The sequence below is a fragment of the Candidatus Hydrogenedentota bacterium genome (assembly GCA_013359265.1).
GTDB lineage: Bacteria > Hydrogenedentota > Hydrogenedentia > Hydrogenedentales > SLHB01 > JABWCD01.
Window position 1 is genome coordinate 299,858 of the sequence record JABWCD010000003.1, and the last position, 20,310, is coordinate 320,167.

Here is a 20,310-nt window from a genome sequence, read left to right on the forward strand (position 1 = left end):
CAAAACCGAAGCGTGTTCGGCAACTACTCGCACAACTCAAACACGCCCGCCGCGCCCATCCCGCCGCCGATGCACATGGTGACGACGCCGTACTTCACACCGCGTTTGCGCATTTCGTCGATGATTTGGACGGAGAGCTTCGCGCCGGAGCAGCCGAGCGGGTGCCCGAGCGCGATTGCGCCGCCGTTGACGTTGACCTTCTCCGGATCGAGCTTGAGTTCGCGCACGACCAACTTCACTACGGACGCAAAGGCTTCGTTAATCTCGAAGAGGCCGACCTCGCTGAGTTTGATACCCGCGATCTCGATGGCTTTTGGGATTGCAGTCAATTGCGCGGGGCCGAGGTACTTCGGCGAACCGGCAGCGACGTTGTAGCCGATGAGCTTTGCGAGCGGTTTCGCGCCGGTTTCTTTCAGACCCTTCTCGCTCATGAGCACGCAGGCCGCCGCGCCGTCGCTCATCTGACTCGAATTGCCGGCGGTGTGAAAACCGAGTTCCGGCGACGCCGCAAATGCGGGCTTCAACGCGAGCAACCCCTCCATCGTCGTATCGCGGCGCGGGCCTTCGTCAGTGTCAAACGTGATCGTTTTCCCGTTCACCGGCACTTGCAGCGGAACGATCTGGTCCTTGAACTTGCCGAGGTCGATTGCCGCGACGGCGCGCTGGTTGCTCATCAGCGCCCACTCGTCGAGTTCCTGGCGCGTCATCCTGAAATCGCGCGCGACGTTGTCGCCCGCGTTGCCCATCGCGATGTAAATCTCGGGATAGTTCTTCGTGAGGTAGGGATTCGGCGCAGGCCGGGCGCCGGGGCCGTGCACCATGCTCATGCTCTCCGCGCCGCCGCCGATCGCGATGTCGAACAGCCCGCTGCTGATTTTCGCCGCGGCGATGACCATCGCTTCGAGCCCGGACGAACAGAAGCGGTTAATGGTCAACGCGCTCGTCGTGTCCGGCATCCCCGCGCGCAACGCCGCGATCCGCGCCATGTTCATGCCCTGCGCCTGCTCCGGGATCGCGCAGCCGAGCACGACATCCTGCACCTGCTCCGGCTTGATGCCCGCGCGCTCGACCGCCGCCTTAATGACCTCCGCCGCCATATCGTCCGGACGGTAATTCACCAGCGTCCCGCGGTTCGCCTTGCCCACCGCCGTCCGCGCACCGGATACCACGTATACATCGTTCATCGCCATCACCTCCAAGATTTAGCCACGGAGACACGGAAAACACGGAGTAAAACCTGCCACCGAAATCGCCGATCGCTTCAAATTGAGATTCGCTTCACGCCGTCCTTTAACAGCTTTTCATTAAGATTCAGCAGAAATCCTCGTTTGATACCCAAAAGCTTCAAGTAAGTAATCACCTGCGCCATATGAATATCATTAAGTTCCTCTACGGCTTTGAGTTCGAGAAGCAACTGCCCGTCCACAATGATATCCGCCTTAAAGCCGATTCCAAGGTCCCTGCCCTTGTAAACGACGTTAATCGGTACCTGGTTCTTCGCTGAAACACCCCGCTCTTCCAGTTCAATGAGCAGTGCGTGTTCATATATTGTCTCGAAAAGCCCAGGCCCAAGCTCGGCGTGCGCGGCAATGGCTGCGCCGAGTACTCGTTCGATCAATTCATCGGACGCTTCAACTAGCGGTTGCTGCGTTTCCCTTTCCTTTCTGCATTTGAAGAAGTTCGTAGTGTTGTATCGCCTCCGTGCTCTCCGTGTCTCCGTGGTTCAATTTCTTAGCGGCTTGCCTGTTGTCAGCATGGCCTGAATCCGTTGCTGCGTTTTTTCCGTGCCGACCAGGCTCAGGAATGCTTCGCGTTCAAGATCGAGAACATCCTGTTCGGTGATTTTCGTTCCCGGGGCGCGGTCGCCGCCGGTGAGGATGTGCGCGATCTTCTCGGCGATGAGTACATCGTGGTCGCTCGCAAAGCCGCCGAGTTTGAATCCGTAGAGCGCCACGCGGAAGGCCGCGCGCATGGGTTCGCCGAAGGCGACGAGCGACGCAGGCTTCGGCGGGCGGTAACCCATCTTGTTCAGGCCGAGGCACACGTCCTTCGCGCGCTTGATTTGCTGGTCGAAACTCGCAACGATCGGGTTGTCGTCGGTCAGGTAGCCCAACTCGACGTATTCGCCGCCGCTCGTGCTCACCTTCGCGGTCGCAATGTTCTCGAACGCGCGGCGCAGGTACGGCAGCGGATCGGTGTCCTCGACTCCCGCGGGTAAATACGCCAGCGCGCGCCGCAGCATTTCCTTGCACCCGCCGCCGCCGGGCACCAGCCCAACGCCGACCTCCACCAGCCCGCCGTAGGTCTCGCCCGCGATGACCGCCTTCGCCGTGTGTTGGCAGATTTCCGTGCCGCCGCCGAGCGTGTAGTGGTGCGGCGCGGACACGACCGGCTTGCGGCAGAACCGCATCGCCTGGTTGATCTGCTGGAACCCGTTCACCGCCTCGTCGATCGCTTTCCAGTTTTCCTGCATCGCTTCGCCGAGCACCACGAAGATGTTCGCGCCCGCGCAGAAATGCGGCCCCTGGTTCCCAACAACCATGCCCTCGAACGTGCCCTCGTTCAACAGGTTCACGCCGTCCTGCAATATCAATCCGAGGTCCGTGTCGATCGCGTTCATCTTGGTATGAAACTCGGCGCAGAGGATGCCGTCGCCGAGATCGATGAGGCTCGCGCTCTCGTTTTCCTTCACCACGCCACCGGAGGCTTTCACGCTCGCGAGCGAAATCTCGTTCGGATTCCTCGGCACCGATTTGTACGACTTCGACGCGAGATCGAAATAGAGCTGTTTGCCGTTCTCACGTTTGTAGAACGACTTCGCGCCGGCGGACTTCATCGCCGCGACGATCGGCGGCAACTTCAGGCCGTCCTTCTCCATGCGCGCGCAGACCTCGTCGAAGCCGAGCACGTCCCACGACTCGAAAATGCCGATCTCCCACGCGAAGCCCCACCTCACGGCGTTATCGATATTCACGATGTCGTCCGCAATCTCGGGAATGCGGTTCGCCGCGTAGATGGCAGTGTTCGCAAAACACTTCCAGGCAAATACGGCGCCCTTGTCCGTGCCGTTGTTCATAATCTTGATCTTCTCTTCGATCGTCTCCGCGTTGCGCACCGCGCCGGTGCACTCAAAACGCGGCTTGATTGGCGCGCGGTATTCGAGCGTGTTCAGGTCGAGGCCAAGAATAATGCGCTTGCCCTTCTCGTCCTTCTCCTTCGTCGCCTTGTAGAACCCGCTGCCGGACTTCGCGCCCAGCAGGCCCTTCTCGACCATCTTCTTCAACCACTCCGGCGCCACCATCAGGTCGAGCCGCTCGTCATTAGGACAATTGTTCGCGACGTTTCCCAGCACGTTGAGATAGGTGTCGAGTCCCACGAGATCGAAGGTGCGGAACGTCGCCGACGACGCGTGCCCCACCGCCGGGCCCGTGACCGCGTCGACTTCCTCAACGGAAAGCCCGTCCTTCGTCATCTCGTGCACAATGTACTGGCAGCCAAACGTGAGGATGCGGTTCGCAATGAAATTCGGCGTGTCCTTCGCGTACACCACGCCCTTGCCCAGTACGTTTTCAAAGAAATCCGCCATGAACGCGATGACCGCTTTGTCCGTGCCCGGATGCGGAATGATCTCGAGCAGCTTCAGGTACCGCGGCGGATTGAAAAAGTGAGTGCCGAAGAAATGCTTCTTGAAATCGTCGTCCATCCCGTCAAGCATCGAGGCAATCGGAATGCCGCTTGTGTTCGTTGTAGTGATCGTCCCCGGCCTGCGGTGCTTCTTCACCTGCTCGAAGACCTTCTTCTTGATGGCCAGGTCTTCCTTCACCACCTCGATGATCCAGTCCGCCTCCGCCACGCGGTGCATGTCGTCCTCGAAGTTTCCCGTCTCGATGAGTTCGAGCACGCCCTTCGAATAAATCGGCGACGGCTTGATCTTCAGCAGATTCGCCTTGCTCCCGTCCGCAATCGAGTTCCGCTTCTTTCGATTCGCCTTGTCTTTTTCATCGAGGTTCGGCGGCACGATATCCAGCATCACGCTCGGAATCCCGCAATTCGCCAGGTGCGCCGAAATCGCGCCCCCCATCACCCCCGACCCCAACACCGCGACCCGCCGTATGTCCCTCATATACACCTCCAACCGCTGCACGCGTTCGCGCACCCCGCGCGAACACGCCAAACGCACACAAATATCCCTAACACATAAATATACCCGATCGCCCGGTCTCGCAGACCTACCGATAGGTATAGTCAAACTCGACCACTAAAGCAAATCTGCCATTCGAGTGATCCAGTACCATCGGATCATGATGGGAGGTCTGTAGGGACTGCGTCTCGCCCTTCCAAACCACCGATTGAACGGCACTGGACACCCTTGCCTTCTGGAATTACAACAATCTCTGATCGGCTCTTCCCTAATTGGCCATCTATGAGACAAAATTGCGCTGAGGAGCATAAGCTATGCGATCATTCAAATGGGTTCTGGTTTTTGTATCCATATTCGTCTCGGCGGTGGCGCAGGAACCAGCGACAAGATTTCCGCTTAAATTAATCCTCGTAAGTAACCTCGATTCAAAGCGTACGCCCGAGTACTTGGATTTTCTGTCGCAACAATTTTTAAGCGTAGAGTCGATCGGTCGGCATGCATTCAAGTTGTCCGATGCCAAGCGCGCGGATGTCGTTCTCCTGGACTGGCCACAAGGGGAAGAAGAATTTCCTCCCGAATACTCGCCGCTAGGTAAACATGGCGAAATATCCGTACCGGTAGTGCTCTTGGGTAGTGCAAGTCTTCAACATGCGGTCGCCGCGGATACACTTGGCGGCTACGGTTGCACATGTTTATATCCGTTTGCGTTTCATATGCGCGACCACGACGTCTTTAAGACACCGCTTCCGATCGACATGTCAAAGATGGAAACGATACCTCTATACGAAGATTGGAAGGGACAGGAGAAAGATTTGGGGGATTTACTTAAGCCAGACGGCACCATTGCTGTACTCAAACTTGCTCAGGAAAATACAGCTGGGGCCAGGCCGGTTCGCCGCGGTATTCCCGGGCCAGGCGTCACGATTCAACGCCCGGATGGACAACCCTCGGTCAATTCTTATGAAGCCGGTTGGTGTACCGCGCCCTATCAGTTTGAACAGGCGCCTGATGTGGAAGTGATGTCCGGCGGTATTAACAGTAAAACGCCCTATCATGGTGCCCTTTGGCGTCAGGGCAATCTAATGCATTTCGGATTTCATCAGACTCCGCCGCAGCTCAATGACGCCGGAAAGGCATTACTCATAAACTCGATTGTTTATATTAGTGGCTTTACCGAAGACCGCCCCATAGCGATTGCTTCCTCAATTTTCAAAGACGATCAAGCCCCGCAACTGCGTCAACGCGTGGCATCGATACTTCGCATGCCTGAACTCGACACAAAACAATGCTTGGAAATATTTCACGAATCACTTAGTCCCGCGCTTGCATCAATGGACAAACCGGCCCTAGTGGCGTGGTACGAAGCGAACCGGCCATTTCTTTATGCAGAAATAGACGGCCATCTTGCACTCGATAATAATGCGCAAGAGCTAGGCGTACCCATTGATTCAATGGAATTCATTCCGCGAAACATAGACGCAATTAAAGTGGGAGCAGACGGCGAGCAACGTGCACGACAACTTCTGGCCCACTATGTACACAATGCACTGGATGCATCTGCAACCGCGGCTCAATGGGCCTCGTGGTGGGAAACAAACCGAGATTTTGTTTTCTTTAGTGACTGCGGTGGATACCAGTGGTACATCGATTCGCTCGCGTCAAAGAGAAATGTTCCGACCGCAACGCTCCGTGGATCATTGCGTGCGTCACGGCCTGCGCCCGGCACGACTAAGCAATGATTCGCTACTATTTACTACTGTCTGGAATGATTTGCACTAGTTTGCTGACCGGTTGTGCAGCTCTACAAGGCGAAACCCCAAAATCAGACGCTGCGAATCAGCGAGTCCGTATCGACTCAATTGAAATAATCCCATCGCCAATAAACATTTCAAATGACTTTAGCGTGACAGTCAAACTTGTACTCGCTCCGGGACTGAAAATTAGTGTCGATACGTCCGAACCAATTTCCACTACCGCAAATTCGGGGATTAACGGCCTTGAATTGGAAAACGCTACGGCTACAAGCGCAGTCATTATAGAACGCGATGAAGATGAGCCTCAGACGGTTTCATTTCGGCAATCATTCAGGCTAGACGGACAAATCGACCGCGAAGTTCGCGATCTTGCCGTGCACGTCAAGTGTCAGGTCTGCAGTTTTGATATTTGTTATCCGTCAGTGGAATTAGTCCAGCGCAAACAAGTTCGCATTGTGCGACCCAACTGAGTTCCACTACTTCTTTTCTCGTCCAATGTCGGCGGCGCTGAAGCCCTAGCGGCGAATCACATCACCGGAAGCCAAGCATCGCAGCCCAATAATCGCATATAAGGGCCTCGTGCCGCGGTACGCACACCCGTGACGGTCACGATTCAAAAGAAATTCCGACCATGCTATCCTTAGACCAGCAGGCATATCGAGGAAATGACATGATCAAGTTGCCGTATTCACTCGTAATTGAAGCCACGGATGAGGACGATTTCTTTGGTTTCTATTCGCCCGATCTTGAAGGCTTCGCGGGCATAGGCCACTCCATAGAAGATTGTGTATTTCGCGCCCGGGCGGGAATGGCCGAACACGTACAAATTATGCGCGAGCAGGGACAGCAAGTGCCCGATCAAAATTCAAATCCAACGATTTTGATTCAGAACCAACCCGCGATGGCACTCCATTAATAACGCTCATAATGAGGTGATTATAGATGAAAACGAAGAGACTTGATTGCGTAGAAATGAAACGCGAAGGCTCAAAGCGCATCTATGACGCCCTGAAGGGCAAATCACGGGACGAGCAGGTCGAGTACTGGCGCAAGAAAAACATCAAACTGCGCCCACGAAAATCGTCGGCGCAGTTGCAGGATACCGATCCCAAATAGGATTCGAGTTATATCAACTCAACGATGTACACAGGCCGTTATTTGTGAGGTACAGGAGTCTGATGAATTATCCTCAAGAAAGGCTGGTCAAGCGGTCCGTAACCTATACTTTGCACCATCGGGGCTGTTTTTACATCGTCGAGAATGTGCCTGCGCGCGTAGACGTGGAGACGGGCGAGGAATATTTCGCGCCCGAAACAGTGGAACGACTTCAAGAAGCCATTCTGAGCGGTATGCCGCCGCACCATACCGTCGAGACCCCTGTTTACCAGTTCGATGAGCAGTCCATGGCGCACGCGGCGGGTTCGGTGTCGTCATAGGTTTTTCCCCGCGAAAATGAAACGCCAGCAGTCCCCTCGGCCGAAGCCTTTGGCGAGCACTGGCTGGTAAGTTGACTAAATTGTATCGTGAATTTCTTGTCCTGTCACAGACAATCGCCTACTAGTTCTTCTCATCCAAATTCGCCTTCATCTCCTCATCCGTCGGCGTCGTTGTCACGACGCCCTCCGCCGGCACATCCAACTTCGCCGTCCAGACGATCGCGTTAAGTACAATCTTGCGGAAGTTGTCGTCTTTCCAGTTGCGGTGGAAGTGGGCTCCGGTGAAGCCGAAGCCGCGGCCGCCATTGGGTCGCTCGATGGCCCAGGCCACGTGCTGAGGTTCCTTGTTCTCGATGGCCTTGCGCACGTGTGGGTTGCCGCTGTGCGGGCCGTCGGGCCGCGTAAGCGTGTCGGGGCCGGGCAACGCGGTGAGGATGGGCGTGACGTTCTTCATGCCCTCGGGGAAGCGCATGTGGTAGTACCACTCGTCGTTGATCGTGAACGGCGCGACGCCCGTGCAGATCGGGTGGTCCGGGAATTTGTCGAAGGTGGCCGTCCAATGCGGGTTCACGGACCAGTCCTTCTCGAAGTATCCACCGATCCACTCGACAAACTTCTTGCCGCTCGGGTCCGCCGGCACTTCGACGGCGTAGTGAATGCACACCACGCCCACGCCCTTGTCCACGAGGCCTTGCACGAAGTCCAGATGCGGGTTCACGTAATGCCCGTCCCCGCCGTCGCAATACATCACCACCGACGACGCGCCATCGAAAATCTTCGCATCCTTCGGCCAGCCGTACCAGGTCACCTGCGCGTCCACGCTTGGCATGGCTTCCATCAGCTTCTTCGCCAGCAACATGCAGCCCGCGCGGTGTTCGTGGTCACCGGGGGCGTGGCTCGGGTTGCCGGCGATGAACAGGATTTTGGTCTTGCCTTCCGCGGCGCCGGCCGCAACAACGAGCGTGGTGGCAAGTCCGAGTGAAGTCAGCAGTCGCAGTATCATGGTGTGTCCCTCGCGTCAGGTGCGCTGTCCTACGAAATGGTGCGATAGCCTGGCCCAAGCAGGCCGTGCTATCTTAGGGATGCGGCGGCGCACACGTCAATGTGGGGTGCGGACGCGTTGGCCGCCGGCCCGGCGCATGTCAGGAACCACATTTTGCTTCGGATCGGTATCGGCCGTAATGGGAGCGTCATCGCCATGAAACGCACACTTGTATTGATCTCATTTGCCGTCGTCATTGGTTGCGGTCCCGCTTGGGCCGATCCGGCGAAAGGGCAGGAAGGCCCCCTTGCCTTCAAGGAACGCATTTACCTCGCCGACATGCTCGACCGTTTCGTCATCAAGGGCCAGGCCATGTGCAAGCTGAACGTGCCCACCGACCAGACGCCCTTCGTCACGTACAACATGCCGGACAACGCGTACATGACCGGCATCTACCTCGGCGCGCTGTCGCTGAAATACGCGGTTACGCAGGACGCCGACACCCGCAAACAGGCGGGAGACGCGCTCAAAGCACTCGACCTGCTCTGCAACGTCACCGGCATCGAGGGCCTGCTCGCGCGAGCGGCGGTAAAGCTGCCCGCGGCAATTCAGGACGATGGCGAATGGAGCCTGTCGCCGGACAACCAATACGTCTGGCGCGGCAACGTCAGCAGCGATCAGATGGATGGCGTGTTTTTCGGCTTCGCCCTCGCGTACGACCACGTCGCGGACAACGACCAGAAGCGGAAGATTCGGAAGAACGTAGAGAACCTAATCGATTACCTCGTCGCGTGCGATCTGAGCATCATCGATATCGACGGCGAACCGACCACCTGGGGCCACTACGAACCTGAATACGTGATGAACTACGAGAACATGAACGCGCTGCTGCTCTTGCAGCACCTCAAGATCGCCGAACACGTCACCGGCAAGAAGAAATACCGCAAACTCTACAAAAAGTACGCGATCAAGAAAGGCTACGCGGATATCGCGATCACCGCCCGCGTCATGGGCGATCCGATTGAGGACGTGAACCACTCCGACGACGTGCTGCAGTTCCTTGCCTACTACCCGCTACTTAAGCTCGAGACCGATCCCGCGCTTCGCGCGAAATACATCGCAAGCCTTCAACGCTCGTGGGACGGCGCGGACGGATTCGCCGGCCTGAGCGAAAAGCAGTGTCCCCTCTACGCGGCAACGGCAGACGTCTTCCTCGACGACACGAGCGGCAATATGGACGCAGTGAACACGCTCAACTGGTTCCCCTTCGGCATCAAGTGGTCCGCGGCAACCATCGAGGACTACGAAGACCAATTCGGGTTCACCGACGACCCCTCCGTACAAAGCCCCGAACCGGGCCCCGGCGAAGTCGTCCCCATCGACCGACGCGCCAACACCTGGTCCACGTGGGTCCAAAATCCCTACGAGGCCGGCGAGCGCAACCCCAACCCCGGCCAGGAATACAATGGCCACGACTACCTAATCGGCTACTGGCTGCTGCGGTACGAGGGAATCGTCGGGGGGGACGAGTAAGTATCGTCCATTTCAATCCCTCGTTGGGTGAACGTCGCGGTTCGTCCGTACGTTGCCCACCGCAACGGTTGCTCACATTTCAAACGGGGCGATGCGCGCGGCCCATTCGTTGTTTCGCACATACTCGACGTGCCCATCGACGAAAAGTACATTGCGCCCAGCCAGCGTATCGCCGGTGACGGGCGCGTCGTACTGCCCCGCCACCAGCGGAGTAATGCTGCGGAGATAGCTCTCGCTGAGTTCGCTCAGAGGATTGTTTGGTGTCAGCCGGCCGCTATCAATAAGGCGCGCGGTTATGTCCACTCGGCGTCCACCGCTGGCTCCGGTGTGGCAGACAGGTCTGAATCGGGATTTGTCGATTCCCGCGCCAGCGCGGGTAAGGCCGCGGGTGGAACGGGTTCCGGCGTCCGTCCCACCAGAAACCACGCGGCGAGTACGAAGGGGACTACCAAACCTGCCGCAACGGCCCCGATCATTCGAACCATTGCTGACACCTCCGCATGCAATTCCCTCGTCCGCAATACATCCGCGAGTACATGAGCTACTTGAGCGTACTTGATCGCGTGCATCGTTTGCTCAACGATTTTCGCGGGGCGGGCATGCCTCGCCCACAAGATTCTCCGATTTACTTACCTCACCCCGCCATCTGTCATATAAATCACCCTCGTTCCCCGAATCGACCAACAAGTATTCGTAAAGTTGTCAATCAAACGGGGGTCGCTTCGCATGCGGCGCCAAGTCCCTTTTTTGGACTCCTTCTGATCTTCCGCGGCCAATTGAATTCGCATTCCCGCGATCCCCATCCGCGTGATCCGCGAGATCCGTAGTTCCGCGTTTCGCACTCGCGAATGCAACGCCGTGGGCTATGAAGTAAGAAGTGTTGCTACGCGTTGCCCCGGTTGTACAAATCGCCGCGCCACACGTTATACCAACAGAACGCGGTAAGGGCCGGCGAATGGACAGGCAGAATCCAGACCAGGCGGCGTGGGTGCGGGAAACGTTGGACCGCTACGAGCGGCCGCTCGTGCGTTACGCCCTGCGTTACGCCGGGGACCTCGAGTCCGCGCGGGACGCCGTGCAGGACACGTTCCTGAAACTCTGCCTGGCGGACCCGGCGGCGCTGAACGGCAAACTAGCCGGCTGGCTGTTCACCGTCTGCCGGAACCGCGCCCTCGATATGCGGCGCAAGGCCCGCCGCAGCGTACCGCTCGACCCGGCCGTCGAGCGGCACATCGAGAGTCCCATGCCGCCGCCCGGCGCCGCGCTTGAGGCCGACGAATCGCGTTCGTTGGTGTACGACGAAATCAACCGCCTGCCCGCGAACGAACGCGAAACGATTTTGCTGAAGTTTCACGACGGGCTGACCTACCGCGAGATCAGCCAAATCACCGGCACGCCCGTCGCCACGATCAACTACCGAATGCACGCGCTACTTACGCGCATTGCCGAACGGCTGCGTGCGCACAGCGCCGCGCCGTGAACGAGGACACGAACATGAGTTTCGACAACAACGACCCGCGCCTCACCGCGTATGTGCTCGATGAGATGGACGACCCGAACGAGCGCGCGGCGATGGATGCGGCATTGGAAAACGACGCTGCATTACGCGCGGCGATGGATGAATTGGCGAACGCGTCTCGCACGCTGGAACACACATTGAAGAATGCGAGCGCGGTGGACGACTGTTTGGTGCCGGAGCAGCGGGCAGACGTCGAGTTGCGCGCGGCGGTGGCACGACCGCGGCGCGCGCGCGTGCGCCGAAGACTCGTGTACGCCACGCTTGCTGTTGCCGCGTCACTGACGATTGTCACTGCGCTCACGGTGCCGGGCGTTATCGAACGTGCCAAAGTCGGCCAGGACCTGCGCGTCGCGGGCGCAAAGCCGGCGCGCTTTCCGGCTGCCTCTCCCGCTCCGCGAGCTTCCGAACCTTCATCTCTGGGACTGCTCAGATCACCGGCGAGCGGACCTGCCGATGCTCCGGCGGCGACTCCCAATGATGCGCTGGGGAGTTTAGATGAGTTTCAATTAAGTGCAAGCGGCAGCAGCGCCAGTGGAGGGCGCGATGGCCTGTCCGTGGAAACAGAAAGTCTGGAAACACGAGTAGGACAACTAGAGGAGCCACAGGCACAGCCGCGAATTGCCAAAGGGAACCTTCAGAATGTCCAGGTAGGAGGGTCTAGTCGGATTCGGGGGAGCTACTACTCGAATCTTACCCCAGACGCAAAAACAGACGCGAACGGACAATTCGATCCGAGCGTTACCGCGAACGGACGGCCAGGCGGCGCTGCTCCTGCCCCGGGAAACGAAGCAAACCTCTTCGGGAAACCAAGCGTTGGTGCTGTAAGCGAAGCGGTCGACAGCCTGGGCGGTGGTGGGTACGGCGGGACGACGAACGCCGGTGTCGCGGCGGGGAGTCTGGGTGCCAACGCCAACAAGACGGAAAGCGGCTGGGCCTACGACAGTTCCGGCGCGCGAGCGCTGGGGCTCGAGGAGATGAGCAAGCTTGAATCGCTTGGCTATTTCGGCGATAGAAACGAAGCGGAGTCACGAAATCTCCACCGTAAGATTACCGGCTATGCCGTGACGGATCTGGACGGAGATGGGATAAATGAAAGAGTGGAGCTCTATGTGAACCCGCCTGAAACTCTTTCGTTCTTGGCGCGGCAGGACGCCAATAGGCAAAGCGAGAGCTACGCGCCAATCGTCGAGAACCAGTTCATCCAGGTTTCTCAGCTACCGTTGTCGACGTTTGGGCTCGATGTCGATACCGCCTCGTACGCGAACGTGCGGCGGTTCTTGAACGACGGGCAGTTGCCGCCGCCGAATGCGGTGCGCGTTGAAGAATTTGTGAACGCGTTCCAGTACGAGTATCCAACGCCGACGGATGGGCACTCGGTTGCGGTGCGCGGCGAAATCGCGGGGTGCCCGTGGAATCCCGAGCACCGGCTCGCGCGCATTGCGGTAAAAGCGAGGGAAATTCCGTTCGAGTCGCAGCCGCCGCTGCGCTTGACCTTTCTCATCGACGTGTCCGGATCGATGCAGGACAACAACAAGCTGCCGCTGTTGCGCGAGTCGATGAAGGCGCTCACGCGGAAGCTGCGTCCCTCCGACCAAATCGCAATTGTCACCTACCGCGACATGGCGCAGCGCGTGATGAGTCCCACGCCGTGCAGCAGCGCGGAGAGCATCTGCGCGACGATCGATTCGCTGTGTGCGGAAGGATCGACTAATGGCGCGGGCGGTATCGAACTCGCCTACGCCGCCGCGAAGGAACAGTTCAACGTGGAAGGCTTGAACCGCGTCATCCTCGCGACGGACGGCGATTTCAATGTCGGCGAAACGGAGAACGCGGAATTGATCCGCCGCATCGAAGAACACGCCAAGAGCGGTGTGTTCCTCACCGTGTTGGGGTTCGGAATCGACAATCTCAAGGACGACCGTCTCGAAGGGCTCGCCAACAAGGGCAATGGCAACTACTACTACATCGATTCGTTCGCGGAGGCGAACAAGGTGCTCGTCGATCGCATGGCGGGCACCATTTCCGTCGCCGCGAAAGATGCGAAGATTCAGGTCGAGTTCAATCCCGCGAAGATCGGTGCGTACCGGTTGCTTGGCTACGAGAATCGCGCGCTCGCCGCGCAGGATTTCAACGACGACCGAAAGGACGCCGGCGACCTCGGCGCGGGGCATACCGTCACCGCGCTGTACGAACTCGTTCCCGTAGGCGTGTCCATTGGCGCGCCGGGCGTAGACGATCTGAAATATCAGCCCACGCCCGTGCCGCCCACGAACGACAATCCCGAAACAATGACCGTGAAGTTGCGCTACAAAGAACCCAACGCCAACGAAAGCAAACGCATCGATCTGCCGCTCACGGACACCGGTTTACAGTTCGAGAACACGCCGGGCGATTTCCAGTTCGCGTCCGCCGCTGCGGCCTTCGCCATGCTCCTCCGCAACTCGCAGTATGCAGGAAGCGCAACACTTGACATGGTGCAACAGATCGCCGAAGCGTCGGCCTCTGGCACGGCGGACCGCACGGAATTCGTTTCGCTCGTCGTCGCCGCGAAGCCCCTAATATCGCGACAGTTGTCGCAGCTTTCCAAGTCTACGCCGAGCTATCGATCGTTGGTGCGCGAAAACCCATTTAGTATCTACGGATCTGTTGGAAGCGACAACTACAGTCTATCGACTGATGTGACTTTGGATAACATCATTAAGTGGTCCGACGGCGCATATCGTGCGGAAATAACGACGAAGCTTACGGGAAAATCGAAGCGATACAAAGAAGGTGAAGTATTCGAGAACTTTAAGCTGATGTCGATAGACCCAGCGAACAGGTCAGTTACGATATATTCCAGCGCGCACGACAAGTCATTCGAACTCAAGGTGCGGTAGCGTTCCGCCAAACGCAATAAGAAAGCATTGGTGCCATTTTGGAGTGCGGCAGCAGAGTCTTCGGCGCTGCCGCTTTGGCTCTCACGGCGCTGCGTCGGGTAGCTTGCCGGCGGCTATCGCCAAGGACTCCGGCTCCGCGGGAAGCCAAAGCGGTAGCGCCGTCCGAAGCGGACTCTGCTACCGCACTCCAAATTGACTTCGTATGCTCGCTGCTTTGCCGCGTACAGCAGATCGCACGCCGGCCGCCGTGCGATTCCTGCTACAATGTCTGGGCCTACCGGGGGAGCCAACATGAACCGCCGTACCTTTCTGCGCGCCGCACTCGCAACGGCATCTGTCGCTACGTCTTCGCATGCTGCTGAGAATCCGGCGGCGGAAGTCACCCCGTCGAAGCTGCCCCGCTGGCGCGGGTTTAACCTGCTCGAGAAGTTTGTGGCGGAGACGAAACAACCCTTCGTCGAACGCGATTTCGCATGGATCAAGGAATGGGGGTTCGACTTCGTCCGTCTCCCGTTGGATTACCGCTGTTGGGCCCGGCAGGATGATTGGCTCACCATCGACGACGCGGAACTGAAACAGATCGACGATGCGGTCGCGCTTGGCGAAAAGTACGGCGTGCACGTGAACGTCGCGTTTCACCGCGCGCCGGGCTACTCGGTGAACAAGGCCGCGCCGGAAACGCTATCGCTGTGGCACGACGAACCCGCGCAGGCGGCGTTCGCGCACCATTGGCGGGCCTTCGCGAAGCGTTACGCCGGCGTGCCGAACGCCCGCGTCAGTTTCAACCTTGTCAACGAACCCGACCTCATTGCGGAGGACAAATGCGTGCGACCGCTGCTCCGTGCCATCGAGGCGATTCGCGAAGAGGACGCCACGCGCCTGATCATCGCCGACGGGCGTCAGTGGGCGCGTGTGCCCATTCCGTCGCTCGCGAACCACGACGTGGCCCAGAGCACGCGCGGCTACGAGCCGATGCGCATCTCGCACTACAAGGCGAGCTGGATCAATGGCGCGGACAAGTGGCCCGTGCCCACGTGGCCGTTCCCCGCGGAAAGCGGCGAGTGGAACAAAGACCGCCTGCGGAAGTTCCACGTCGATCCGTGGAAGAAGATCGAGGCGCAGGGCGTCGGTGTACACGTTGGCGAGTTCGGCGCGTTCAACCAGACGCCGCACGCCGTCACGCTCGCATGGATGCGCGACTTCCTCGACCTGTGGAAAGAGGCTGGCTGGGGCTGGGCCATGTGGAACCTGCGCGGCAGCATGGGCATCGTCGATTCCGAGCGCGCCGACGTGACCTACGAGGACTTTCAAGGGCACAAACTCGACCGCGCCATGCTCCAACTGCTGCAAACGAATTAGGGACTACTTCTCGTTACCTGGTTTCCATTAGGTAACGCGCTCGTGAAACGGCTTCTCGTTACCTAGTTTCCACTAGGTAACGCGCTCTTGAAAAGCTCCGCTTTGCTCTTACAGGTCGTTTCGCGCGGGGAACGCCCGGCTCCGTGATCTCCGTGTCTCCGCGGTTGATTGCCAGCGCAACACGGTAGCAACAGTGAAGGACGCTGATTCCACAGGCGCGCCTACGTTGCCTCCCGCCCGGCCCGATACTTCGCATAGAGGTCGAACAGGATGAATTCGTTGTTTCGGAACGCCAGCCGGCCGCGGTCAATGTCCTCCAGCCTCCGCCACCGCACCGCCGCCACGTCGTCCGCCGGCGCCGGCTCGCCCTCGACAATCCGTCCCAGAAACGGAATGTTTAGCGTCGCCACTTCCTCGTGGTCGTAGCGGTCCATGACGAACCCCAGAAACGCCTCGACCTCGATCTGGACGCCCAGTTCTTCTTCGACCTCGCGGTGAATCGCATCGAGCGGATGCTCCGCCCACTCGAGGAACCCGCCCGGCAGATCGAGCTTGCCCTTGTCCGGCGCGTGTGCGCGCTCGCACAACAGCACCTCGCCCCGGTCGTTCTCCAACACCACGCACGCGCACGGCTTCGAGTTCTGCCAGAAGATGTACCCGCACGCATCGCTCGTGCACACCGGCGCCACCTGCCCACCAACCTCCCGCTCCTCCGACTCCGCGCCGCACCGCGGACAATAGCGAAACGTAAACTTCACGCTGATTTCCTTCGCTCACGCACAGTCCAGCCTGTCCGACGATTCCAGCTCGTCCGACATGTCCAAGACGCCCAACATCCAATCCGCCGAGTGTGGCAATCCGCCCGCGCCAATGCAACACGGTGGGCAATAGGGTGAGGAGGAAGACCGCACGACGCCACGGACACGAATTCAGTGGGTACGACGCCGATCCGTTCTCGGCCCGGAGGCCGTTGAGGAGGGCTATCCCCCGGTGGCCGGATCGTTTCGCATCGCGGCGTGTTCGTCGTAAAGAGCGTGCGCGTCGCGTACGATTTCGGAAAGCGGTACCTCCAGGTCCGCGCAGGCGGTCAGCGCTTCGCGGAGTTGCGCCATCGCCTCCGATCGTTTGGCTTCGCGGGCCGTTTCGCCGCCCCGGTCAGCGACGAAGGTGCCAAGGCCCTGTTTGCGGTAGATGATGCCTTCGCGTTCGAGTTCTTCGTAGGCGCGTTTGACGGTGATGACACTGACGAGGAGGTCCTCGGCGAGGGCGCGGAACGAGGGCAGCGCGGCGCCGGGAAGAAGGCGGCCCTCGGCGACCTCGCGTTTTACGCCGTCCACGACCTGCTCGTACAGGGTGCCCGGCGCAGCGGAGGAAATCGGCGGTAGTAGAAGTTTTTGGTTGTTCTGCAATTGCATTATCTGTATATATAAGGTATATACAGTAAATTGTCAACATATTCGTCACAAGCTAACCCGTCATACGCGAACCGTGGCGATGAACGGAGTGGTGTTGGCGCTGTTCACTGGAGAAACCGCGTGCTGTTGGTGCGTAAGTCAGGCGCCCGATTACGATTACGGTTACGATGACGATCGTGAGAACGAGCACGAAATCGCAGGATCGCAGGCGGCTCCGGCATCGGATTGCTCAAAAGGGTCTTGTCCCTTTGACAATTTTGGCGTGCGGAGACTACAATCCTGTGTTTCCCGCCTTAATTCCACCGTGCGGAGAGGTGGCCGAGTGGTTGAAGGCGCGCGCTTGGAAAGCGTGTGTACGCTGAAAGGTGTACCGCGGGTTCGAATCCCGCCCTCTCCGCCATACTGTTTTCCCCGTCGTTAAGCCAATCCCGATAGTTCTGCATGTGCGTCCCTGCCTGATATCTCGGGTGGCCCGCTCCGCCGGATGTAAGAGTCGGCCCGTGTTTCCCGTCTATTCCAGTGCAGGTAGAGTTTTGTCCCGTCCGAGCGGCGGGGCGGCCCCTATGTTGCTTGCGGAGAGATAGGGGGTTACGCCAGCGATTCTGGCGATTTTGGAGAGCGTGTTACGCAGGCGATCGGCGGCACACCGGTTGACTGAGCATCGTAGTGGGATGAGAGGGAATACGGATATGAAACCAGGCAGGGCTGGCGGGCGGCGTACTAAACCCGCGATGGCATCGAGCGTTGACGATGTGTTCTCGATTCTGTTCAACATTGTCGATTTGTTGACGCGGGTGTTCAGTTTGGTGGGGGTCGTTACGAACCTGTTTCCGGATGTGGGCACCATTTTGGATTTCTTGCAGAGATTTCAGCCCGACACTACGAACTAAGCGCGAATTCCTTTCGATTGACCAGTGACTCTGGGGGTAGGGCCGGCTTGGCCGGCCAAGTCAGCGGTACCGGCACACCGTGCTTTCCCACGAACACTGACGAGAAGCAGCGTCAGCAAAGGTGAAGCCCGTTGATGCTTAGTTCGAGTTGGATATTGTCGGCGCTGCCGGTCCTCGCGCTATCTCTGGCATGTGCGTTGTTGTTGCGGCGCCGCGCGGAATTGAAGCGATTCAGCGACAGCGTCCGCGAGCTTTCGATCGCGAAGGAACACGGCAGCCACGCCGCGCGTCTGCAACATCCCAATATCGATTTGTCGAAATGCATTGGCTGCGGTCTGTGTGTCGCCGCATGTCCGGAAGACGGCGTGCTGGACATTGTGTATGGACAGGCGGTCGTTGTTCATGGAGCTCGGTGCGTGGGCCACGCGCGTTGCGCCGAGGCCTGCCCGGCCGCAGCCATTGCTGTGACGCTGGGGGACCTGTCCAAGCGGCGTGACCTGCCCGCGGTGCAGGCTGACTTCGAGGCGGTGGGCGTGCCGGGGCTGTTTCTGGCCGGCGAAATTACCGGCTTTGCCTTGGTGCGGACAGCAGTGACGCAAGGGGTTGCGGTTGCGGACGCTGTCGCAAGACGTCTGGCGGCGCGGCCCAACACAAATGGAAAGTCGGCCGCGCCGCTCGACTTGCTGATCGTCGGTTCGGGTCCCGCGGGGGTGGCGTGCGCGCTGCGCGCCAAGGAACTCGGCATACCCTATCAAATGATCGATCAGGCGGAGCGCCTTGGCGGGACGGTGGCGTGTTATCCGCGGCGCAAGATGGTGATGACGCAACCCGTGGATTTGCCGCTTCATGGGCGCCTGCCACGCCTTACGTACCAGAAGGAAGAGCTAATCGACCTTTGGTACCAGCTCAAGGACAAACACGGTCTGCCCATTGAGACGGGCGTGCGAGTCGCCGGTGTCGCACGGCGCGCCGACGGTCTCCTCGCCGCGTCGACATCGATTGGAAACATCGTCGCGAAGAATATTTGTCTTGCGCTGGGACGCCGCGGGACCCCCAGGAAGCTTGGAATACCCGGTGAAGAACTACCCAAGGTCTCGTACAGCCTGTTGGATGTCGAGTCGTATCGGGACCTCAACATTCTCGTTGTGGGGGGCGGCGACAGCGCGGTTGAAGCGGCGGTGGGGCTTTCGAGCCAACCGGGCAATCGCGTAACGCTTTCGTACCGGAAGAAAGCGTTCTTTCGCCTCAAGTCGCGCAATATCGTGGCCATCGAGAATGCGATTCAACGCGGCCAACTGGACTGCATTTTCGAGAGCGAACCGACGGAGATTCGGGAAGACGCTGTCGTGCTCGCGGTGGGCGAAGGCGAGCGCGCAAGGACGATTTCCATTCCGAACGGCGAGGTGTTCATTTTCGCGGGAGGGATACCGCCGTTCGAACTACTCGAGAAAGCGGGAGTCTCGTTCGACCCAGCCGATCGCCCCGCCGTCGTAGAGACGGTCGACAAGGGGACGGGGCTCCTCGTGCCATTGTGCCTGGCGCTCGCCTGCGCAATTGGGATGATGGTGTGGACGCACTGGTACGGCAGCTACTACGAGCTCGGAGCGTACTTGCGCGCCATGTCGCCGATGCATGATTACCTGCGGCCCGCGGGACCGTTCGGGCTCGTGTTGGCGTGCCTTGCGTGTGCACTGTTCATTTGGAACCTGCTGTACCTGGTACGGCGATCGTTGCGCTGGGGATCGTTCCTCGGCGGGTCGCTCAAGGTATGGATGGGCTCGCACGTTTTCACCGGGCTTTTTGCCTTGTTGTGCGTGCTCGCGCACTCCGGGTTCACCATCAAGAACACGAGCGGCGGCCATGCCTTGATTGCATTGTTCATTGTGGTCATCGCGGGGAGTATCGGCCGGTACCTGTACGCGTTTGTGCCGCGCGCGGTCAACGGCGCCGAAGCCAATCTCGATACACTGCGATCCGAACTGGCCGCGCTATCCGCGGATTGGGACCGAAGCGGCCGCAATTTCGGCGTTCAAGTCCGGCGGGAAATCGATCGGCTTGCCGGTTCCGCGCGATGGCGCGGCAGTTTCTTCGAGCGCATTTACGCGCTGATCAATGGGCAATTTCGGTTGCGGCGATTGGTTCGCGAATTGCGCGAAGAAGCGCGGCGCGAGAGCGTGCCGGACGACGAAGCGAGGCACTTCCTCGATCTCGCGCGAAATACGTATCGGCTTACCTTGCAGACAAGTCACTTCGAGGACATCCGCGCGATCCTCGCGACGTGGCGCTATTACCACCGGTGGTTGGCAGTGCTCATGGTCCTTCTCGCGCTCATACACATTTACGTGGCGCTGCGCTTTGCGGACCTTGCCTGGCTCGGACACGTGACACGGTGAGATGACAGC

19 protein-coding genes and 1 tRNA gene are annotated in these 20,310 nt (G+C 59.1%); 12 read left to right on the plus strand and 8 right to left on the minus strand.

What is annotated here, in order from left to right; translation table 11 throughout:
* Positions 1-23: 23 nt before the first annotated feature.
* The 3 genes from HUU46_03545 to HUU46_03555 all read right to left on the minus strand — a co-directional run bounded on the left by HUU46_03545 (position 24) and on the right by HUU46_03555 (position 4,123).
* Positions 24-1,184, minus strand: a complete 1,161-nt coding sequence (locus tag HUU46_03545) for a thiolase family protein (protein NUM52697.1) — start codon at positions 1,182-1,184, stop codon at positions 24-26.
* A 77-nt stretch (positions 1,185-1,261) separates the two neighbouring features.
* Positions 1,262-1,618, minus strand: a complete 357-nt coding sequence (locus HUU46_03550) for a GxxExxY protein (protein NUM52698.1) — start codon at positions 1,616-1,618, stop codon at positions 1,262-1,264.
* Positions 1,619-1,723: 105 nt separating this feature from the next.
* Positions 1,724-4,123 (minus strand): 3-hydroxyacyl-CoA dehydrogenase/enoyl-CoA hydratase family protein, encoded by a 2,400-nt coding sequence (locus tag HUU46_03555; GenBank protein NUM52699.1) that lies wholly within the window; start codon positions 4,121-4,123, stop codon positions 1,724-1,726.
* A gap of 332 nt (positions 4,124-4,455) precedes the next feature.
* Here HUU46_03555 and HUU46_03560 point away from each other — a divergent pair, with 332 nt between their 5' ends.
* The 5 genes from HUU46_03560 to HUU46_03580 all read left to right on the plus strand — a co-directional run bounded on the left by HUU46_03560 (position 4,456) and on the right by HUU46_03580 (position 7,331).
* Entirely contained in the window at positions 4,456-5,880 is a 1,425-nt protein-coding gene (locus HUU46_03560) for a hypothetical protein (protein NUM52700.1), read from the plus strand.
* Positions 5,877-6,365 (plus strand): hypothetical protein, encoded by a 489-nt coding sequence (locus tag HUU46_03565; GenBank protein NUM52701.1) that lies wholly within the window; start codon positions 5,877-5,879, stop codon positions 6,363-6,365. Before HUU46_03560 ends, HUU46_03565 begins: the two co-directional genes overlap by 4 nt.
* Before the next feature lie 200 nt (positions 6,366-6,565).
* On the plus strand, positions 6,566-6,811 hold the full coding sequence (locus HUU46_03570) for a type II toxin-antitoxin system HicB family antitoxin (GenBank protein ID NUM52702.1): 246 nt from the start codon (positions 6,566-6,568) through the stop codon (positions 6,809-6,811).
* A 26-nt stretch (positions 6,812-6,837) separates the two neighbouring features.
* Positions 6,838-7,011, plus strand: a complete 174-nt coding sequence (locus HUU46_03575; GenBank protein NUM52703.1) for a hypothetical protein — start codon at positions 6,838-6,840, stop codon at positions 7,009-7,011.
* A 62-nt stretch (positions 7,012-7,073) separates the two neighbouring features.
* Positions 7,074-7,331, plus strand: coding sequence for a hypothetical protein (locus HUU46_03580; protein ID NUM52704.1), 258 nt, complete (start codon positions 7,074-7,076; stop codon positions 7,329-7,331).
* Positions 7,332-7,452: 121 nt separating this feature from the next.
* On the opposite strand, the gene HUU46_03585 is transcribed toward HUU46_03580, so the two are convergent.
* Positions 7,453-8,334: a ThuA domain-containing protein gene (locus HUU46_03585; protein NUM52705.1), complete on the minus strand. Its 882-nt coding sequence runs from the start codon at positions 8,332-8,334 to the stop codon at positions 7,453-7,455.
* Between the two features lie 195 nt (positions 8,335-8,529).
* Between HUU46_03585 and HUU46_03590 the strand changes: the two genes are divergently transcribed.
* Entirely contained in the window at positions 8,530-9,846 is a 1,317-nt protein-coding gene (locus HUU46_03590; GenBank protein ID NUM52706.1) for a hypothetical protein, read from the plus strand.
* A gap of 72 nt (positions 9,847-9,918) precedes the next feature.
* On the opposite strand, the gene HUU46_03595 is transcribed toward HUU46_03590, so the two are convergent.
* Together HUU46_03595 and HUU46_03600 are read right to left on the minus strand one after the other, a co-directional pair.
* Positions 9,919-10,149 (minus strand): hypothetical protein, encoded by a 231-nt coding sequence (locus HUU46_03595; protein ID NUM52707.1) that lies wholly within the window; start codon positions 10,147-10,149, stop codon positions 9,919-9,921.
* Positions 10,140-10,331, minus strand: a complete 192-nt coding sequence (locus tag HUU46_03600; GenBank protein NUM52708.1) for a hypothetical protein — start codon at positions 10,329-10,331, stop codon at positions 10,140-10,142. The genes HUU46_03595 and HUU46_03600 overlap by 10 nt, the downstream gene beginning before the upstream one ends.
* Before the next feature lie 470 nt (positions 10,332-10,801).
* On the opposite strand from HUU46_03600, the gene HUU46_03605 reads away from it, so the two are divergent.
* The 3 genes from HUU46_03605 to HUU46_03615 all read left to right on the plus strand — a co-directional run bounded on the left by HUU46_03605 (position 10,802) and on the right by HUU46_03615 (position 15,603).
* Positions 10,802-11,326 carry a sigma-70 family RNA polymerase sigma factor gene (locus HUU46_03605; protein NUM52709.1) on the plus strand — a complete coding sequence of 175 codons (525 nt, stop codon included), beginning with the start codon at positions 10,802-10,804 and terminating at the stop codon, positions 11,324-11,326.
* 14 nt (positions 11,327-11,340) lie between these two features.
* Positions 11,341-14,244 carry a VWA domain-containing protein gene (locus tag HUU46_03610; protein ID NUM52710.1) on the plus strand — a complete coding sequence of 968 codons (2,904 nt, stop codon included), beginning with the start codon at positions 11,341-11,343 and terminating at the stop codon, positions 14,242-14,244.
* 291 nt (positions 14,245-14,535) lie between these two features.
* A complete protein-coding gene (locus tag HUU46_03615; GenBank protein ID NUM52711.1) occupies positions 14,536-15,603 on the plus strand; it encodes a cellulase family glycosylhydrolase in 1,068 nt (355 codons plus the stop codon).
* Between the two features lie 221 nt (positions 15,604-15,824).
* Here HUU46_03615 and HUU46_03620 read toward each other — a convergent pair whose 3' ends face one another.
* Complete coding sequence (locus tag HUU46_03620; protein NUM52712.1) at positions 15,825-16,361, minus strand: NUDIX domain-containing protein; 537 nt, start codon at positions 16,359-16,361, stop codon at positions 15,825-15,827.
* Positions 16,362-16,583: 222 nt separating this feature from the next.
* Positions 16,584-16,940: a GntR family transcriptional regulator gene (locus HUU46_03625; GenBank protein NUM52713.1), complete on the minus strand. Its 357-nt coding sequence runs from the start codon at positions 16,938-16,940 to the stop codon at positions 16,584-16,586.
* 386 nt (positions 16,941-17,326) lie between these two features.
* On the opposite strand from HUU46_03625, the gene HUU46_03630 reads away from it, so the two are divergent.
* The 3 genes from HUU46_03630 to HUU46_03640 all read left to right on the plus strand — a co-directional run bounded on the left by HUU46_03630 (position 17,327) and on the right by HUU46_03640 (position 20,301).
* A tRNA-Ser gene (locus tag HUU46_03630) sits at positions 17,327-17,418 on the plus strand.
* Between the two features lie 289 nt (positions 17,419-17,707).
* Positions 17,708-17,908 (plus strand): hypothetical protein, encoded by a 201-nt coding sequence (locus HUU46_03635; protein NUM52714.1) that lies wholly within the window; start codon positions 17,708-17,710, stop codon positions 17,906-17,908.
* 134 nt (positions 17,909-18,042) lie between these two features.
* Positions 18,043-20,301 carry an NAD(P)-binding domain-containing protein gene (locus HUU46_03640; protein NUM52715.1) on the plus strand — a complete coding sequence of 753 codons (2,259 nt, stop codon included), beginning with the start codon at positions 18,043-18,045 and terminating at the stop codon, positions 20,299-20,301.
* Positions 20,302-20,310: the final 9 nt, after the last annotated feature.

Excerpts from the sequence above, each read along its gene's own strand:
- HUU46_03560 (NUM52700.1), top strand. The coding sequence starts at position 4,456 with ATGCGATCATTCAAATGGGTTCTGGTTTTTGTATCCATATTCGTCTCG.
- HUU46_03610 (NUM52710.1), top strand. The coding sequence starts at position 11,341 with ATGAGTTTCGACAACAACGACCCGCGCCTCACCGCGTATGTGCTCGAT.
- HUU46_03575 (NUM52703.1), top strand. The coding sequence starts at position 6,838 with ATGAAAACGAAGAGACTTGATTGCGTAGAAATGAAACGCGAAGGCTCA.
- HUU46_03565 (NUM52701.1), top strand. The coding sequence starts at position 5,877 with ATGATTCGCTACTATTTACTACTGTCTGGAATGATTTGCACTAGTTTG.
- HUU46_03615 (NUM52711.1), top strand. The coding sequence starts at position 14,536 with ATGAACCGCCGTACCTTTCTGCGCGCCGCACTCGCAACGGCATCTGTC.
- HUU46_03585 (NUM52705.1), bottom strand. The coding sequence starts at position 8,334 with ATGATACTGCGACTGCTGACTTCACTCGGACTTGCCACCACGCTCGTT.
- HUU46_03600 (NUM52708.1), bottom strand. The coding sequence starts at position 10,331 with ATGGTTCGAATGATCGGGGCCGTTGCGGCAGGTTTGGTAGTCCCCTTC.
- HUU46_03605 (NUM52709.1), top strand. The coding sequence starts at position 10,802 with ATGGACAGGCAGAATCCAGACCAGGCGGCGTGGGTGCGGGAAACGTTG.
- HUU46_03580 (NUM52704.1), top strand. The coding sequence starts at position 7,074 with ATGAATTATCCTCAAGAAAGGCTGGTCAAGCGGTCCGTAACCTATACT.
- HUU46_03570 (NUM52702.1), top strand. The coding sequence starts at position 6,566 with ATGATCAAGTTGCCGTATTCACTCGTAATTGAAGCCACGGATGAGGAC.
- HUU46_03590 (NUM52706.1), top strand. The coding sequence starts at position 8,530 with ATGAAACGCACACTTGTATTGATCTCATTTGCCGTCGTCATTGGTTGC.
- HUU46_03635 (NUM52714.1), top strand. The coding sequence starts at position 17,708 with ATGAAACCAGGCAGGGCTGGCGGGCGGCGTACTAAACCCGCGATGGCA.
- HUU46_03545 (NUM52697.1), bottom strand. The coding sequence starts at position 1,184 with ATGAACGATGTATACGTGGTATCCGGTGCGCGGACGGCGGTGGGCAAG.
- HUU46_03555 (NUM52699.1), bottom strand. The coding sequence starts at position 4,123 with ATGAGGGACATACGGCGGGTCGCGGTGTTGGGGTCGGGGGTGATGGGG.
- HUU46_03640 (NUM52715.1), top strand. The coding sequence starts at position 18,043 with ATGCTTAGTTCGAGTTGGATATTGTCGGCGCTGCCGGTCCTCGCGCTA.